The organism is Arthrobacter sp. NPDC057259 (assembly GCF_042668995.1).
Taxonomy (GTDB): Bacteria; Actinomycetota; Actinomycetes; order Actinomycetales; family Micrococcaceae; genus Arthrobacter.
In genome coordinates this window covers 242,122-258,816 of sequence record NZ_JBHUYA010000004.1, presented here as the reverse complement: position 1 = coordinate 258,816, position 16,695 = coordinate 242,122, and the positions used below count along the sequence as shown (strand labels likewise).

The window sequence follows — 16,695 nt, the reverse complement described above, 5'->3', positions numbered from 1 at the left end:
TTAGTTCCGGGGTCAGTCTAGTTCCTGGTGCAAGCGGGCAGCTCGGCCGTGTCGCCGCCTGACGCGGAGAGCTCGACGGCGTGCCGTGCGTCGGCCAGGGTCTCGACCTTCACCACCTGCAGGCCGGCCGGGATGTGGCCGACGACTTCGTCGCAGTTGGCCGCCGGCGCGAGGAACAGGGTGGCCCCGCCGGAGCGGGCGCCGACCATCTTCTGGTCGATGCCGCCGATGGGCCCGACGGCGCCGTCGGGGGTGATGGTTCCGGTGCCCGCGATGTGCTTGCCGCCGGTGAGGTCGCCGGGGGTCACCGTGTCCACGATCCCAAGGGCGAACATCATGCCGGCGCTGGGGCCACCCACCTTGTCCAGGGAGATTTTCACGTCGAAGGGGAAGGTGAACCTGTACTGCAGCACCACGCCGAGGAGGTAGCGGCCGTTCTCGGACTTGGCCGGCGTGATGGTAAGCGTCTGCTGGCTGCCTCCCCGGTCCACCACCACGGGGACCGGTTTGCCGTTGCCGGCGGCTAGCTCGGACTGGATGACGCTCAGCGAGGAGATCGGCTTGCCGCCGATGGAGACCAGCAGGTCGCCCTCCTGGATCTTGCCCTTGGACGCGGAGTCGTCGGGGATGCTGGCCACCTGGAGCTTCTGCCCGAACGGGATGCCGAGTTCCTTCAGGGCGGCCGCGACGGCGTTCTCCTGGGAGGTGGTCATGGCCACGGCACTTTCCTGCTGCGACTGTTCCTTGGTGACGCCGCTGGGGAAGATCAGTTCCTGCGGGTAGACGGCCTTGGCGGGGTTCAGCCAGGCGGTGAGGGCCTCGAAGACGCTCACGGGTCCGTTGGGGCCGCCGTCGACGTACACCGTGGTGAGGTCCAGGTTGCCCTTGGCCGGGTAGGACTCGTGCCCGGTGACGGTGATGACCGGTTTGCCGTTGTCCGTGCCCAGGGTGTTGAAGGTGGGGCCCGGGGATTCAATCACGTAGGGAACGGGCAGGCTGAGCGCTGCGACGCCGAGTCCGATCGAGAGCAGGCCGGAGACCACCATGGCCGAGGGCCGGCGGCCTCCTCCCCCGGCGCCGCCCTGCCGGCCGGCGCGAGCTCCGCGGCGCGGCCAGAGGCCCGCGTGGTCGGCGCCGTCGCCGTCGGTAGCGGGGCTTTCGACCGTGCCGTTGGCGGTACTGTCGGCCACGGGGCCGTTACCGGGCTGCCCGTCCTGCGTAAACGTCACTGAAGGACCTCTCGTGCCGGCGTCCGGCACCCCTGCCGGGGGTGGTCCGGACGCTGGGCCGGCGCCCGGAAACGGCGCGTCAGCCATGCAAATATTCCAGAGCCCCACACTACGCGCTCGCGGGGTGCCGGAGTGCTTTGCCGACAGCGAACGGCGCCGGTTTCTGCAAGACAGCCGCTGAGCGGGAGGGGTAGCGTGAAGTTGAGTACCAGTCACACCGACGATCGGCGGGATCATGACCTCTAACCCACACCAACCGTCCAACGGGGACGACGAGCCCAAGGATCCGCTGGCGGAAATGCTGCAGAACCTGATGGGCGGCAAGGGCATGGGGAACATCGATCCGGCCGAACTGGCCAAAGCCGCGGGCCTGCCCGATGACCCCAACCTGCTGGCGCAGATGTTTTCGCAGGTCCAGGCCATGATGAGCGCCTCCTCCGACGGGCCCGTCAACTGGCAGCTGGCGCACGAGAACGCCCGGCGGGTCGCGGCCAGCGGTTCCGACCCCTCCGTCACCGCCGCCCAGTCCCGCGAGGTGGACGAGGCGCTCCGGCTGGCTGAGCTGTGGCTGGACCAGGTCACCGAGCTTCCCTCCACGGGGCTGATCGGCCGTGCCTGGTCCCGGGCCGAGTGGGTCGAGGAAACCCTGGGCACCTGGAAGCGGCTGACCGAGCCGGTGGCCAACAGCATCGCCAACGCACTCTCCACCGCGATGACCGAACAGATGCCCGAGGAAATGAAGTCCATGATGGGCGGCGCCTCCTCGATGCTGCAGAACATGGGCGGCGCGATCTTCGGCATGCAGCTGGGCCAGGCGATCGGTGCACTCTCCGCAGAGGTGGTCAGCTCCACCGACATCGGCGTCCCGCTGGCCGACCTGGAGATGGCGCTCCTCCCCGCCAACGTGGCCAAGTTCGGTGAGGGCCTCAGCCTTCCCGAGAACGACATCCGGCTCTTCCTGGCCGTCCGCGAGGCCGCCCACGCCCGGCTGTTCGTCCAGGTCCCTTGGCTGCGCGGGCACCTGCTGGGCGCCATCGAGGCCTACGCCCGGGGCATCCACATCGACACCTCCAAGATTGAGGACCTCGCCCGGGAGCTGGACCCCAGCAACCCCGAAGGCATCCAGGAGGCCCTCTCCCAGGGTGTCTTCATGCCGCAGCGCACCCCCGCCCAGGACCAGGCACTGGAGAAGCTCGAGACCGCGCTCGCTCTGGTGGAGGGGTGGGTGGACGAGCTGACCGCCGCCGCCACCGAGAAGCTGCTGCCTTCTGCGGCGGCCCTGCGCGAGACGGTCCGCCGCCGCCGTGCCACCGGCGGACCGGCCGAACACGCCTTCTCGTCCCTGGTGGGCCTGGAGTTGCGGCCGCGCCGGCTGCGCGAGGCCGCGACGCTGTGGGCCCAGTTGAAGGAGGAACGCGGCGTGGAGGGCCGGGACGCCATCTGGCAGCACCCGGACCTGCTGCCCACCGCCGAGGACCTCGATGACCCGAAGGGCTTCAGCGAACGCCGCAAGCTGGCGGAGGCCTCCGACACCGAGGTGGACGACGCGTTGCAGAAGCTGCTCAGCGGCGGCTTCGACGAGGCGCCCGAGCCCGGCAACGGCGACGGCGGTAGCGACAAGCGCGAGGGCGGGAGCGACAAGCGCGAGGGCGACAAGGGCGACGGCGACACCAAGGGAGACGCCGGCGCCTCCGACGGGGACTCCCCCAAGGCTTAGTCCGCCGGGCGGCGTCCGGGCCTGACCGGCCCGGGCTCCCCCGCGGCCGTGCCGCTTGGCCCCCGCGTCCGGGCTTAGCCGGCCGGGGCTTCCTCGACGTCGTCCTCGTCGGCGGGGAGCCCGCGGGCGGTGGCGAAGGAGACGCCCTCGAGGAAGGCCTTCGCCCGCTCCGTCTCCGGGTAGGCCGCCAGCAGCCGCCAGAACGCTGCGTTGTGCGCCGCCACCAGCAGGTGCGCGAGTTCGTGCAGCAGCACGTAATCGATGACCCACTGCGGCATCTGCCGCAACTTGTGCGAGAGCCGGATGGTGCCCTCCGACGGCGTCGCCGAGCCCCAGCGGGAGTTCTGGTTGGTCACCCAGCGGACCGACACGGGCTCGGCCCGGCCGCCCAGGTACGTGGCGGAGAGCTCCGCCGCCCGGGATGCCAGGGCCGCGTCGCTGCCCGGCCGGCGCCGGCCGTTCCCCTTCTGCCCCCGGCTTCCCTGGGCGCGGAGCTTGGCCAGCATCCGCTCCACCCAATCGCGTTCCTGGGCGCCGCTAAAGTGCGCGGGGATGGCCACGACGGCGGTGCCGTTTTCCCAGAAGGCCGCCACCGTGCGTCGGCGCCTGGACGAGCGGCGCACCTCCACCGGCGCGCCGTCCGCCGTCGTCGTCGGAGTTCCCGCAGCCCTGCCCGGCATCAGGCGGTGGTGCTTTCCGCGAGGATGGCCAGGACCGCCTCGCCGTACTTCTCCAGCTTGGACGCCCCAACGCCGGGCAGCGTCGCGAGCTCCTGGAGGGTCGCCGGGCGGGCCTCGGCGATGGCCGTCAGGGTGGCGTCGGTGAAGACCACGAACGCCGGGACGTCCGATTCCAGCGCGGTGGCCTTCCGCCACTGGCGCAGCGCGTCAAAAGTCTGCTCCTCGTAGCTGGGCGGGCACTGGTTGCAGCGGCCCACCTTGCGTTCGGCGCCGCTGCTGAGCATGCTGCCGCACACCCTGCACGACGCCGGCGCGGCGGCCTTGCGGCGCGGGGCCGGGCCCTTGCCCCGGGCGCTGGAGGAGGCGACGGAATCCGGCCTCAGCCCGTCCAGGAAGCGGGAGGGCTTGCGGTTCGCCCGGCCGCCCGGGGTCCTCGCGGTGGACCAGGACAGGTACAGGTGTTCCTTGGCCCGGGTGATGCCGACGTAGAGGAGCCGGCGTTCCTCGTCCACGGCTTCCGGGGTGTCCGCGAACGAAATCGGCATCAGGCCCTCGCTCAGGCCCACCAGGAACACCGCCTCCCATTCCAGGCCCTTGGCCGCGTGCAGCGAAGCCAGGGTGACGCCCTGGACCGTCGGGGCGTGCTGGGCGAGGGAGCGTTCCTGGAGTTCGTTGACGAACTCGGCGAGGCCGAACTGCGGCCCCCGGGCCGCGACGAGCTCGTCCGCCAGCGCCACCAGGGCGGCCAGGGATTCCCAGCGTTCCCGCAGGGCGCCGCCGTTGTGCGGTGCTTCCTCGGTGTAGCCGAGCGAGGACACGATGTCCCGGACCAGCTGGCCCAGCGGCTCCGGCCCGTCCGCGCCGTCGATGGCCCGGGTGGCGGCCCGCAGCTGCAGGATGGCGTCCCGGACCTCCTTCCGGGCGAAGAACCGTTCGCCACCGCGGAGCTGGTAACCGATGCCCGCCGAGGCGAGGGCCTGCTCGTACGCCTCCGACTGGCCGTTGGTGCGGAAGAGCACGGCGATCTGGCTGGCCGGCGTGCCCGCCTCCAGCAGTGCCTTGATGTTCTGGGCGGCCGTGGCGGCCTCCGCCTCGTCGTCGGAACATTCGGTGAAGTGCGGCACGGGCCCGGCGGGGCGCTGCGCGACGAGCTGCAACGGCGTCGCCCAGGCCGCGTCCGCGACGGGGCCGCCGCTGCGCCGGCCGGCGAGCAGGTCGTTGGCGAGCCGGACCACCTGCGGGGTGGACCGGTAGTCGCGGACCAGTTTCACCACCGTGGCGTCCGGGTACTGGGCCTTGAAGCCCAGCAGGTGCTTGGGGGACGCCCCGGTGAAGGAGTAGATGGTCTGGCTCGCGTCGCCCACGACGCAGAGGTCGTCGCGGCCGCCCAGCCAGAGCTCGAGGAGCCGCTGCTGCAGCGGCGAGACGTCCTGGTATTCGTCCACCACGAAGTGCCGGTACTGTTCCCGGACGGTGGCGGCGACCTTCGGGTCCTCCTGCAGGATGCCGACGGTGATCAGCAGGACATCCTCGAAGTCAATGACGTTGCGGTCCGTCTTGACGTCCTCGTAGGACTGGAAGACGCGGGCGACGGCGGTCAGGTCGAAGCCGCCGGGGGTGCCGCGGCCCTGGGCCTTCTCCAGGTAGTTGGCCGGGGTCAGCATGGAGACCTTGGCCCATTCAATCTCGGAGGCGAGGTCGCGGATGGAGGCCCGGTCCGTGCTGAGCCGCAGCCGGCGGGCGGCCTCGGCGATCATCTGGGCCTTGTGGTCCAGCAGGTTCGGCAGGGCACCGCCGATCGCCTGGGGCCAGAAGAACTGCAACTGCCGGAGGGCGGCGGCGTGGAAGGTGCGGGCCTGGACGTTGCCCACGCCGAGGTCACGGAGCCGGCTGCGCATTTCCGCCGCGGCCCGGGCAGTGAACGTGACGGCCAGCAGCCGCTGCGGGCTGTAGACGCCGGAGTGCACGCCGTAGGCGATGCGGTGTGTGATGGCGCGGGTCTTGCCGGTGCCGGCGCCGGCGAGGACGCACATGGGCCCGGTCAGGTTGCTGGCCACCTCGCGCTGTTCGGCGTCGAGTCCGCCGAGAATGCGTTCCTCCAGGGAACGCTCATCCGCGGCGGGAAGCCCTTCGGCGGGCGGGGTGCCGGGAAATGATCCGGCGGAGAAAAGATCTGTGTTCACGTCTGCTGCTCAAATATCGGAGGGTCAGGGGGTGCCGGGGGCGTCCTGGATGACGCCGCCGTACCAGTGTTCAATCAGGGCCCGGGCAATGGAGAGCCGGCTGGAGATGGTGATCTCTCCGCTGGAGACCGCGGCCTGCAGTTCCTCCCGGCTGAACCAGCGGGCGCGGGTGACCTCGACGCCGTCGGGCCGGGCCTCCGTGTCCCCGGTGGTGGCGGTGAAGCCGAGCATCAGCGATGCAGGGAACGGCCAGGACTGCGATCCCAGGTACTGGGAGGCGGTCACCCGAACGCCGACCTCCTCGCCGATCTCGCGGACGACGGCTTGTTCGAGTGATTCGCCCGGTTCGACGAAGCCTGCCAGCGTGGAGTAGTTCTTCGCATCCAGCGGTCCGCCGCCGCCGAGCAGGAGCCGTCCGTCCGGGCCGACCACCGTGACGATGATCGCGGGATCGGTGCGGGGATAGTGCTCGGAGTTGTCCGCCGGGCACCGCCGCACCCAGCCGCCGGCCTCGATGGTGGTGGCGGTCCCGCAGCGCGGGCAGTGGGTGTGGGTGGCGTGCCAGTTGGCGATGGCGCTGGCTTCGATGAACAGGGCGGTGTCCGGGGCGTCGAGGCGTCCCGCCACCTCGCGGAATCCGGCCCATTGCGCCCCGGCGGGGATCCCGTCGACATGCTGCTCGAACGGCTCCGCGCGGACCTCGAACTGCTCCGGCAGGATGAACAGCACGAACTCGGTGCCGGGCCGGGACGCCGGAGCGGGGTTCCCGCTGTCCGCGTCGAGGGAAGCCCCGAGGTAGACGACGTGGAGGGGTTCGAAATCGGTGCCCTTGAGTCGGCCCGCGAGCGCCTTGGCGTCGAGGAACACCAAGCCGTCCCCGCCCACCAGCGCCTGGCGGCGGGAGAGCACCATGGCCTGCACGCCGTCGGCGTCCAGGAGTTCGTCGAGCATCCCGGGCCGCATGCGTGCGGCGGAGCGCCGGTCGATGAGGGCGGGCCGGACCGGAAGGACGGTCTCCCTCAGGTGGTTGGCCGGCTGTCCGGTCCCGCCCTGCCGGGACGCGGCGGGCGTCGTGGTGGTGGACGCGGACGGCTCCGGAAGACTCATATCTCCACCGTACCCACCCCCGCTGACAATTGACATTTGCCAGGAAGGCCGACGGCGGCCCAGCGAGGCCCGTGTCTGCCGGGTCCGGGGGGCGTTTTCGGGCCTAACTTTCAGACTCGCCGCCCTGCCTCGCCGTGTTGGGCGCCGGTCAATCTACCGTGGGAACGTGAGAAGAAACCCAATCGAACTGGCAGCGGTAGCGACGGCAGCGGTCCCCGGACTGACCCCTACGGCCGTGTGCTCCGCGCCCGACGATGCGGCTGACTTCGACTCCGCCCTGCTGCTGGATTCCGAGGGGAAGCGCTGGCGCGTCCGGTCGCCGCGGCATGCGGAGGCCAGCGCACGGCTGGAGACCGAGTTCCTGGTGCTGCGGGCCTTCACCCCCGGGATCCGTGCCGAACTGCCGTTCCTGATGCCCACCGTGGCCGGGACCGTGCGGCAGGGTGAGTTGAGCACGTTTGTGTACGCCCACCTCGCGGGACGCACCCGTTCCGTTGAGGAGCTGGGCGCCGGGACGCCCGCGCTGGCCCGGGAGGTGGGTGCCGCCCTCGCCGCGATCCACGATCTTCCGCATTCGCTGGTGAGCAACGCCGACCTGCCCACCTACACCCCAAACGAGTTCCGCCAGCGCCGCCTCAATGAGCTGGACCAGGCCGCCACGACCGGGAAGATCCCGCCGCTGCTCCTGCGCCGCTGGGAACACGCGCTGGAGGACGTCACCCTGTGGCGCTTCAATCCCAGCGTCGTGCACGGCGACCTGCACGAGGACAACATCATGGTCGACGGCGAGCGGGTCACCGCCGTGACCGGCTGGACCGACCTGCGGATCGGCGACCCTGCCGACGACATGGCCTGGCTGGTCGCTTCCAATGACCAGGACTTTGTGGACAGCGTCCTGGCCGCGTACTCCTCCGCCCGCCGGGACACTCCCGATGCGCACCTGTTGCGCCGGGCGGCCCTGTCCGCGGAGTTCGCGCTGGCCCAGTACCTGGTCCGTGGCTTGGCTGCCGGGGACACCGCGATGGTCGCGGAGGGCGAGTCGATGCTTGCACTGCTGGCCGACGACGTCGCGGCCCACGGAGGCCAGCCGATCAGCGTCGAACCGCTGCCCGCTCCGGCGCCCGCACAGTCACCGGCGGTCACGGTGCAGCCGATCGAGACCGAGGCGGAGACACCCGGGATGGCCGCGCCGGAGGCCGCCGCGGGGCAGCCCGCCCCGCTCGCCGCGGCTCCCGCCGTGCACGTCACCCCGATCCCCGACACCCCCGAGGACGACGAGCAGTCTTCGGGTGGCGAGGACGGTGCCTCCCGGGACGCGGTCTCCCGGGACGCGAAGGGCGGGGACAACGGCGATGACGCCGGCCGCGGAGCCACCCAGGCTGACGACGCCGACGTCGCACCTTCCAGCCCCACCGCGGAGGACCGTTCCGCAGCGGACCGCAGCGAAACGGTCTCCGACAGCCCTGCCGGTGCCGACACTCCTGCTCCGGCCAGCGGCGAGGATACGTCCACGACGGCGCTGACCGTCGTGCCGCTCCACCGCCACTAGCCCGTCCTACCTGCCGGGGACGCCCACCGGCCGGCCGAGCGCACCGGCGACGATCCGTTCGAGGTCCGCCGCGCTGCCCAGGTCGTGCGGGCGCACCACGGCGTCGTCGGCCACGTAGTAGAACGCCGCCCGGACGTCCTCGAGGGGCACGCCCTTCAGCCGTGACCAGGCGAGCCGATACACGGCCAGCTGGACCGCCTTCGTCGTGAGCTGCCGTGCCGAAGGCCGGCGGCCGGTCTTCCAGTCCACCAGGTCCCAGCCGCCGTCGGCGTCGCGGAAGACGGCGTCGATGCGGCCGCGCACCACCACGTCGCCGATCCTGGTCTCCACCGGAACCTCCACGTGCGCCGGAGCCCGGTCCGCCCATTCGGAGCGCCGGAAGGTCTCGACCATGGCCTCCAGGCCGTAGGCCTCATCGATGTGCCCGTCCGAGCCGGGGGCCTCCCCCAAATCCAGCATCCCCGCCGTGCCGAAGTACTCCTCCACCCAGGAGTGGAATGCCGTGCCCTTGCGGGCGGACATCCCGGGCTCGCGCGGCACGGGCCGCCGGAGCCGGGCCACCACGGCGCCGGGATCTTCGTCCAAGTCCACCAGGGTGGAGGCGGAAATGTGCCCGGGCAGGTGAACCTCGTGGACGGTGGTGCGCCGGTTGCGGCGGTCCAGCAGGGTGGCGGCCTCCTGGGCCCAGCCGCCGGCGGGTCCGCGCAGCGGCTGTCCCGCCGGGGCGGGCGCCGGCAGGTGCCCGGCCCCGGGCCGCTGCAGGTGGTCCAGGACCAGGGCGGCCGCGGAGTCCATGGCCGCGCGGCGACCCGGCCGCAGGCGCAGCCGTGCCCCGGTGCGGGGGTTGACCGGTCCCTCCAGCGGGTCGTAGGGCCACCCGGCCAGCTCGAGTTCCGAGGTCAGCGGACTTTCCTCCGGCAGGGCGTCCTCGGAGACCGAGAGCGGGTGGACCGCGGCACTCCCCCGGCCCACCAGGGCCTCCAGTTCGGCCAGAAAAGGGGACATGTCGGCGATGCCGGCCCGAGAGCCCACCCACGCGGCGCTGGAGACCCAGAGCACGTGCTTGGCCCGGGTGTAGGCGACGTAGGCCAGGCGCCGCTCTTCTGCCTCGCCGTGGGCCTGGACGTCGGCCTTGAAGTCCTTTTCGGCGTCCAGCCAGCCCTTCTGGTCCGGGTGCTCGAGGTCCCACTGCGGCAGGTCCGCGCGGTCGCCGCGCAGGGGCCACGGCAGGGCCGCGGAACCGCTGCTCCAGCGGGAGTCGCGGCTGCTCGGGAACGCGCCGGCGTTCAGGCCGGGGACGAACACCACGTCCCACTCCAGCCCCTTGGAGGCGTGCACCGTGAGCAGTTGGACGGCCTCGTGGTTGGCCTCGGGCGCGGCGGCGTCGAGGCCGTTCTCCTCGGCTGCGGCCGCCTCGAGCCAGGCCAGGAAGGCCAGGACGTCCACGCGCTGGGAGGTGTGCAGGAACCCGGCGGCCGCGTCCTGGAAGGCGTCCAGGTTGCGGCGGGCCTGGTGGATGCTGATCCCGGGCCGGGCCGCCACCTCGATGTCGAGCAGCATGGACCGTTCCACCTCGCCCAGCAGGGTGGTCAGGTCGTCGCCCATGAAGCTGCGCAGCTGCCGGAGTTCGGCCGAGAGCAGCTGCAGCCGGCCGAGGGCCTCGGCCCCCAGCTGCCGTCCGTGGGCCGAAGTCCAGCCGGGCCGGGGCAGCCAGTCCAGCGCCTCGACCAGGCTGGCGCCGTCGGTCACGTCCGTTTCGATGACGGCCGTGTCGTCGTCGTCGAGGTCCTCGTCGGCGCCGGCCCCGGGGGCCCCGCGCCGCCGGGCCAGGAAGCTGGACCAGTCGCGGAAGGCCATCAGGTCCGCGGGTCCGATCCGCCAGCGGGCCCCGGCGAGCAGGCGCATCAGCGAGTCCGACCGGCCCGGATCCGCCAGGACGCGGAGGGTGGCGACGAGGTCGACGATTTCCGGGGTGTCCAGCAGACCGCCGAGGCCGACGATCTCATACGGGATGCCGCGGAGCTCGAATTCCTTGCGGATGCACTCCATCTGGGCCCGGCGCCGGCAGAGCACGGCCATCGCGGGCGGTTCGAAGTCCCCGGTGCCGGCGTTGCCGCCGAAGTCGGTCCGGCGGTAGGTCAGGACGTCGCCGGCGATGGCGGCCGCTTCCTCCTCGTCGGTGCCGAACCGGCCCATCACCACGCGGCCCTCCACCGCGGCGGGGCTGGGTTGCAGCGGCGGAACCTCGACAGCGGGGGCGGTGTCCCGGGCGCCGGCGGGACCGGCTTCCCCGGCGGCGCGGCTGAGGGGTGCCGAGATGACGTTGGCGGCGTCGAGGATGGTGCGGCCGTTGCGCCAGGCCGTGGTCAGGTACGACGTCGGCGCCACGGCGAAGCGGCGGTCCGTGCCCCCGTCGCCGGCGTCGGAGCCGGCACCGGAGCCGGCCTCACCGACCAGTACCGGGAACTCCCGCACGAAGTGGAAGAGCTGCCCCGCGGAGGCGCCGCGGAAGCCGTAGATGGACTGGTTGGGGTCCCCCACCGCGGTGACGGCGTGGCCGCCGCCGAAGAGCCGGGAGAAGAGCACCAGCTGGGCGTGGGAGGTGTCCTGGAATTCGTCCAGCAGCACCACCTTGTAGCGCTGGCGTTCGGTTTGCGCGGCCAGCGGGATCTCGCTGGCAACCCGGGCGGCCAGGGCCACGAGGTCTCCGAAGTCGAGGGCGCCGCGGGCCCGCTTGGCCTCCGCATACCGGCCCACCATGTCCGCCACGCTGGCGCGGGTCCGGAACAGGACGCTGAGGTCGGCCGCGGCCTGGGTGGGGTTCTTCTTGGCGGTGGCCAGGTACGGCAGGGACTCGAACTCCTGGACCCGGTCCAGGAGCCAGGCGCGGACCCCGGCCGGCTCCTGCAGGTGTTCGGCGCACTCCCCCGCGAGCTGGATGACGGCCTTGACCAGGGTGGACTTGGCGGCGCGGAAGTGCTCGTAGTCGCCGTCGTAGGCTTCGACCACCTCGCTGGCGAGCTGAAAGGACTGCGCGGCGCCCAGCAGCACGACGTCGCGTTCGACGCCGAGCCGGAGGCCGTAGTCGGAGACGATCCCGCTGGCGTAGGAGTGGTAGGTGGAGACCTTCGGCTCCAGCGCCTCGGTGCTGAGCAGCCCGGCGGGGAACACCGAGTGGTCCCGGTCCTCGGCGGCGATCCGGGCCAGGGCGGTGAGCTTCGCCCGGATCCGGGTGGCCAATTCGCCGGCAGCCTTGCGGGTGAAGGTCACGCCGAGGACTTCTTCGGGGCTGACCCAGCCGTTGGCCACCAGCCAGACCACCCGGTCCGCCATGGTGGCGGTCTTCCCGGAGCCGGCGCCGGCGATGACCAGCCGGGGTGCCAGCGGCGAGGAGATGGTCAGGGACTGCTCCGCCGTGGGGCGGTTCTTTTCCCCGAGCATGGCCGAGAGCTCCTCGGGGCTGAACCGTGGATCCGGGAGGCTCATTCGGTGACCTGCTTTCCTCGGGCGCAGAGCGGGCAGACCTCGGGCAGACGACACCCGTGGCCGCCGTGGCCGCCCTTGGCCGGGTCGTGACGGGCCTCGAACGTGCTGCCGGACATGACCCGGGCGGAGTCGTTCACCAGGTCCAGGGCCCAGTTGGCGTCCGGGTCCAGCGGCGGTTGGTGTTGCACGCCCGGGCTCTTCGTGGTGGTGCCCAGCTGGGCGAGGACGGCGCCGCCGGGCCGGGGCGGCGGCCCGTCGTCGGGGCCGGCGAAACCGCCGGCGAGGACGGCCGCCTGGTAGGCGCCGAGCTGCGGGTGGCGTTCCAGCTCGGCCTTGCCGGGCTGGCGTTTGCCGGTTTTCAGGTCCACGATCACCAGCCGGCCCTCGCCGTCGATCTCCAGCCGGTCCACCTGGCCGCGGAGCACCGCCGCGCGCGCGGGCCAGCCGTCGCCGTCGTCTGCCGCTCCGGCGGGGACGACGTCGGCCAGCTTGACCTCGAAATCCTGTTCCACCCCGAGCAGGCTCCGGCCCTCGCTGCGCATGACCAGGACGTACTGGGCGAGCTTGCGCACCATGCCCTCGGCCCGCTGGAAGTCCAGTTTGCCCTCCCAGTTGTCCTTCATGCCCAGGGTGGGCCAACGCTTGACCAGCTCGGCCACGTATTCGCCGCCGGAGGCCTCGGGAAGGTCCTGCGCGATGGCGTGGACGAGGGTGCCGAGGCTGCGGGCGAAGTCGGTGGCGGCCTCCCCGCCGGCGGCCTGGACGAACCAGTCCAGCGGCGACTTCTGCACCGTCTCGACCTTGGAGGGTGAGACGAAGACCGTGCCGCCGGGCGGCACCACCGGCTCCGCCGAGGACAGCGGAGCCAGGCCCCACCACTGGTCCGGATGGGCGCCGGGCACGGGTGGTTCGGCGGCGGCCAGCGCCCCCAGGATGGCTGCGGCCTCCTCGCCCTCGGCGGTCCCGGCCTGGGCGTGCTGGCGCAGTTCCGCGACCAGGGCCCGCAGCGTCAGCGGCCGTTCCACCGGGGTGTAGCCCCGCCGGTCCTGGCCCGGGGCCAGCGGCGCTGCGTAGTCGAGGAAGGACGAGGGCTGCTCGTCCTCGGAAGACACGGCGGTACAGATCAGCACCTCGCGGGCGCGGGAGACAGCGGTGGAGAAGCTGCGCAGTTCGTCGTAGCGGATGTCCCGGAGCCGGCTGAGCGGATCGAGCCGCAGGGCGTAGTCCACGCCGTGCTCCACCGCGTCCGCGAACAGCGTGCTGCCCAGCAGCTCGCCGCGCAGCCGCGTGTTGGGCCAGACGCCTTCCTGCAGTCCGGGCACGATGACGACGGGCCATTCCCGCCCGGCGGCGCTGGCCGGGGTCATCAGCTCCACCGCGTCCTCCAGCTGGGCGCGGGCGGCCAGTGTGTCCATCGGCAGTTCCTGGCTGAGCAGGTACTCGAGGAACTGTTCCGGTCCGGACCCGGGCAGCTGGTCCACGTAGCGTTCGGCGGTGTGGAAGAGGGCCATCATGGCGTCCAGGTCCCGGTCCGCCCGGTCCCCGGCGGCACCGCCGGCCAGGGCGGCCTCGGTCCAGCGCTTCGCCAGGCCGGTGGCGTTCCACAGCGCCCAAAGCACGGTCTCGGCGTTGGCGCCCGGCGCGGCGGCGGCCTCGCGTCCGGCGTGGATCATCCGGGCGATCCGCCGCGCCGAGCGTCCCTCCAGTCCGGTCGCGGCAAGCGCGCCGGGTTCCAGCAGCGCCTCGACCAACAGGGCATCGCTGGCGCGCCCGCCGCCGCCGAGCAGTTCGTCCTGCCGCAGCGTCTGGCGCAGCCGCCGCAGCTCGATGGAGCTGGCCCCGCCGATGCGGGAGGTCAGCAGCGACACGGCAGCTTCGGCGGTCAGGGCCTCGGGGTCCAGGGCGACGGCGTAGGCGTCCAGCAGCGGCCGCACCGCAACCTCGTCCCGGACGGCGGCCTCGGCCACGGGAATCCGCACGGGAATGCCCTGCCCGGCCAGGTGCCGTTGCAGCTGGCTGAGCTGGCCGCCGTTGCGGACGATCACGGCGATGTCGCCCAGGGCGCGGCCCTCGTTCAGCTGAGCCTCGAGGATCCGCTGGGCCACATAACGCAGTTCGTGTACCGGTGAGGGCAGCAGGTGCCCCTCTACGGTGCCGGACACTGGCGGGTTTGGGGCGGCTGGGTTTGGGGCGGCGTGGTCCGGTGCCGCGGGTGCCGGGTAGTCCAGCCGCCGCGCGGTGGCGCCGCCGGAGCGGAGCGAGATCCGTTCGGCGACGGCCTGCCAAGCCTGCCCGACGGCGGGGGCCTGACGGTGCGCCGTCCAGAGCGGCCGTTCCAGCACGACGCCGCCCGGGGCGAGCAGCCGGGGCAGCTCCGCCACCAGGTCCGGCCGCGCACCGCGGAAGCCCTGCACGACGGTGTCCGGGCAGTAGGTCACCAGGGCGTCCTTGCCGGAGGCGATGTCGGCCAGCAGCTCGAAGACTGCCGGGTTCGCCTCCTGGATGTCGTCCACGAGGATCAATTGCAGCCGGTCCCGTTCGGCGGACAGGAAGTCGGGCGCGTCCTGGAAGATCTGGCGGGCGGCGGTGATGATGCCGGCTGGGTCAAAGGATTCCGGCATCCGCAGGTCCAGCACGTCGCGGTACTCGGCGTAGAGCGCCGCGGCGGCCTCCCAGTCCGGCCTGCCGCAACGGCGGCCCAGGGCGGCGAGGTCCTCGGCGGTGCGCCCGGATTCGATGATCCGGTCGAAGAGCTGCCGCACCTCCTGCCGGAAGCCGCGGGTGGGCAGGGCGGCGCCGAGGTCCTCCGGCCAGGGCAGCTCGAAGCCCGGACGCGTGTGGCCCTCGAGGAGTTCCTTGATGATCAGGTCCTGTTCGGGGCCGGAGAGCAGCTTCGGCGCCCGCGGCAGGGGCAGCACCCCCTCGGCTTTGGCCCGCCGGATCAGGTCGAAGGCGTAGGACGCCCAGGTGCGTGCCGGCGTCGTACTCAGGCTGCGGTCCAGCCTCGCGGTGAAGCGGTCCCGCAACGCGTCCGCGGCGAGCCGCCCCGGGGCCAGGATGAGCATCCGTTCGGGGTCCAGGCCGTCCCGCCGGGCACGGTGCACCGCGGCCTCGACCAGGACCGTGGACTTCCCCGTGCCAGGCGCGCCGGGCACCAGGACCGGCCCGCTCCCGCGCGCGGATTCGACGGCGGCGCGCTGGTCCGCGGAAAGCTCCGGGGCCTGCGCGTGCCGGGTCCGCGGCGGCAGCAGCGTCAGCCCGGGCACGGGGGTGCCGGGGACAGCTGTTTCTTGCACGGCCTGGTTGGGCACGGTGGTGCGTGAATCGGTAAGGCTGATGCCGGCGGGGCGGTGGCTGGGGCTACTCACACAAACATTTCATCATCGGGCACCGACAGTTTCCGGCTGGCGGGCTCCAGCCGCTCCGCTACGGCGTCGATCGCGGCAAATTCTTCATCGGTGGGAGCCCATCGGGCAGCCGCAAGGTCCACCCGCCACCGGCCCTCGCCGCTGCGCTGGAAGTCCAGGAAATCACCGCGCAGGGGTGTCCCCTCGGCCAGGTAGTGGGCGAGCGCGTCACGCTCGTGGCCGGGGGGCGCCTCGCCGCTGGCCCGGATGATGCGCCACCAGGGGATCGAGCTGCCGTGGTGGCTGAGCACCGCGCCGACCTGCCGGGGGCCGCCGGAACCCAGCAACTCCGACACGTCGCCGTAGGCGAGGGCGGTCCCGGCAGGCACCATCGCACCGAGCTCCAGCACCGCCTCCACGTACTCCATCCGCATGCCATCAAGGGTACCGTCGCCGCCTCCGCGCCCCGGCCGCAGGTCGCTGCCCAGGACTGTCCGTGGCAGCAGGTAGCGTAATTGCATGAGCACTTGGCACACCCTCCCCCGCGCAGCATTCGACCTCGAAACCACCGGCCGGAATTCCCGCGCGGCGCGGATCGTGACGGCGTCGGTGACCCTGGTGGACGGGGACGGTGCCGTCATCAAGGAGCACGAGTGGCTCGCCGATCCCGGCGTCGAGATCCCCACCGAGGCCAGCGACATCCACGGCGTCACCACGGAGCGGGCCCGCAGCGAGGGCCGCCCGGCCGCTGAGGTGGTCCGGGAACTCGCCGGGGTGCTGCAGGAACTGTTCGACGCCGGGGTTCCAGTCATCGCCTTCAACGCCAGCTACGACTTCACGGTCCTCGCGGCGGAATCCGCGCGCTACGGGGTGCCCCAGCTGCACCGTTACCCGGTCCTGGACCCGTACATCATGAACAAGCAGGTGGACCGCTACCGCAAGGGTAAGCGCACGCTGACGGCCCTCTGCGAGGAATACGGCGTGGACCTGGACAACGCCCACACCTCTGCCGCCGACGCGCTCGCCACCCTGCGGGTCCTGGACGCGATGGCCGGAAAGTTCCCTAAGCTTCGGATGCCGGCGGCCCACCTGCACCAGCTGCAGGTGGAATGGGCCACCGCCCAGGCAGCGGACTTCCAGAGCTACCTCCGGAAGACCAAGCCGGCCGCGGTGATCGAGGGTGACTGGCCCGTCCTGCCGCCCGAGGACGCAAGCCGCGGCAGTTTCTAGCCGCAACCCCGTCGCCCGGGCTGCGGCGTCATAAATCGACACGTCCGCCCCGAAGATCGGCCGGAACCCTGCTTTTCGGCGTCCCATCGGCAGAATGAGACGGACCACACACAGCTTCCACACAGCCGGGACGCCCCGCCACGCCGGACGGGATTCTGTGCATTGGA

10 protein-coding genes are annotated in these 16,695 nt (G+C 72.1%); 3 read left to right on the top strand and 7 right to left on the bottom strand.

Annotated elements, in window-relative coordinates; all coding sequences use genetic code 11:
* Nucleotides 1–17 precede the first annotated feature (17 nt).
* A complete protein-coding gene (locus tag ACFUCU_RS08965; RefSeq protein WP_377972174.1) occupies nt 18–1,046 on the bottom strand; it encodes a PDZ domain-containing protein in 1,029 nt (342 codons plus the stop codon).
* A 418-nt stretch (nt 1,047–1,464) separates the two neighbouring features.
* Here ACFUCU_RS08965 and ACFUCU_RS08960 point away from each other — a divergent pair, with 418 nt between their 5' ends.
* Entirely contained in the window at nt 1,465–2,946 is a 1,482-nt protein-coding gene (locus ACFUCU_RS08960) for a zinc-dependent metalloprotease (protein WP_377972080.1), read from the top strand.
* Between the two features lie 74 nt (nt 2,947–3,020).
* Here ACFUCU_RS08960 and ACFUCU_RS08955 read toward each other — a convergent pair whose 3' ends face one another.
* From ACFUCU_RS08955 to nudC, 3 genes are all read right to left on the bottom strand, one after another.
* Nucleotides 3,021–3,626, bottom strand: a complete 606-nt coding sequence (locus ACFUCU_RS08955; RefSeq protein WP_377972079.1) for a M48 family metallopeptidase — start codon at nt 3,624–3,626, stop codon at nt 3,021–3,023.
* A complete protein-coding gene (locus ACFUCU_RS08950; protein WP_290256460.1) occupies nt 3,626–5,728 on the bottom strand; it encodes an ATP-dependent DNA helicase UvrD2 in 2,103 nt (700 codons plus the stop codon). Before ACFUCU_RS08950 ends, ACFUCU_RS08955 begins: the two co-directional genes overlap by 1 nt.
* Before the next feature lie 105 nt (nt 5,729–5,833).
* The gene (gene nudC / locus ACFUCU_RS08945) at nt 5,834–6,916 is read right to left on the bottom strand and encodes an NAD(+) diphosphatase (protein ID WP_377972077.1); all 1,083 of its coding nucleotides are present in this window, start codon (nt 6,914–6,916) and stop codon (nt 5,834–5,836) included.
* Between the two features lie 166 nt (nt 6,917–7,082).
* Between nudC and ACFUCU_RS08940 the strand changes: the two genes are divergently transcribed.
* Nucleotides 7,083–8,465, top strand: coding sequence for a phosphotransferase (locus ACFUCU_RS08940; RefSeq protein WP_377972075.1), 1,383 nt, complete (start codon nt 7,083–7,085; stop codon nt 8,463–8,465).
* 6 nt (nt 8,466–8,471) lie between these two features.
* On the opposite strand, the gene ACFUCU_RS08935 is transcribed toward ACFUCU_RS08940, so the two are convergent.
* The 3 genes from ACFUCU_RS08935 to ACFUCU_RS08925 form a co-directional block, all read right to left on the bottom strand.
* Nucleotides 8,472–11,951, bottom strand: coding sequence for an ATP-dependent helicase (locus ACFUCU_RS08935; RefSeq protein WP_377972073.1), 3,480 nt, complete (start codon nt 11,949–11,951; stop codon nt 8,472–8,474).
* Nucleotides 11,948–15,247, bottom strand: coding sequence for an ATP-dependent helicase (locus ACFUCU_RS08930; RefSeq protein WP_377972173.1), 3,300 nt, complete (start codon nt 15,245–15,247; stop codon nt 11,948–11,950). The genes ACFUCU_RS08935 and ACFUCU_RS08930 overlap by 4 nt, the downstream gene beginning before the upstream one ends.
* 68 nt (nt 15,248–15,315) lie before the next feature.
* Complete coding sequence (locus tag ACFUCU_RS08925) at nt 15,316–15,732, bottom strand: MGMT family protein (RefSeq protein ID WP_377972171.1); 417 nt, start codon at nt 15,730–15,732, stop codon at nt 15,316–15,318.
* Nucleotides 15,733–15,817: 85 nt separating this feature from the next.
* On the opposite strand from ACFUCU_RS08925, the gene ACFUCU_RS08920 reads away from it, so the two are divergent.
* Nucleotides 15,818–16,528, top strand: coding sequence for a 3'-5' exonuclease (locus ACFUCU_RS08920; RefSeq protein ID WP_364132957.1), 711 nt, complete (start codon nt 15,818–15,820; stop codon nt 16,526–16,528).
* Nucleotides 16,529–16,695: the final 167 nt, after the last annotated feature.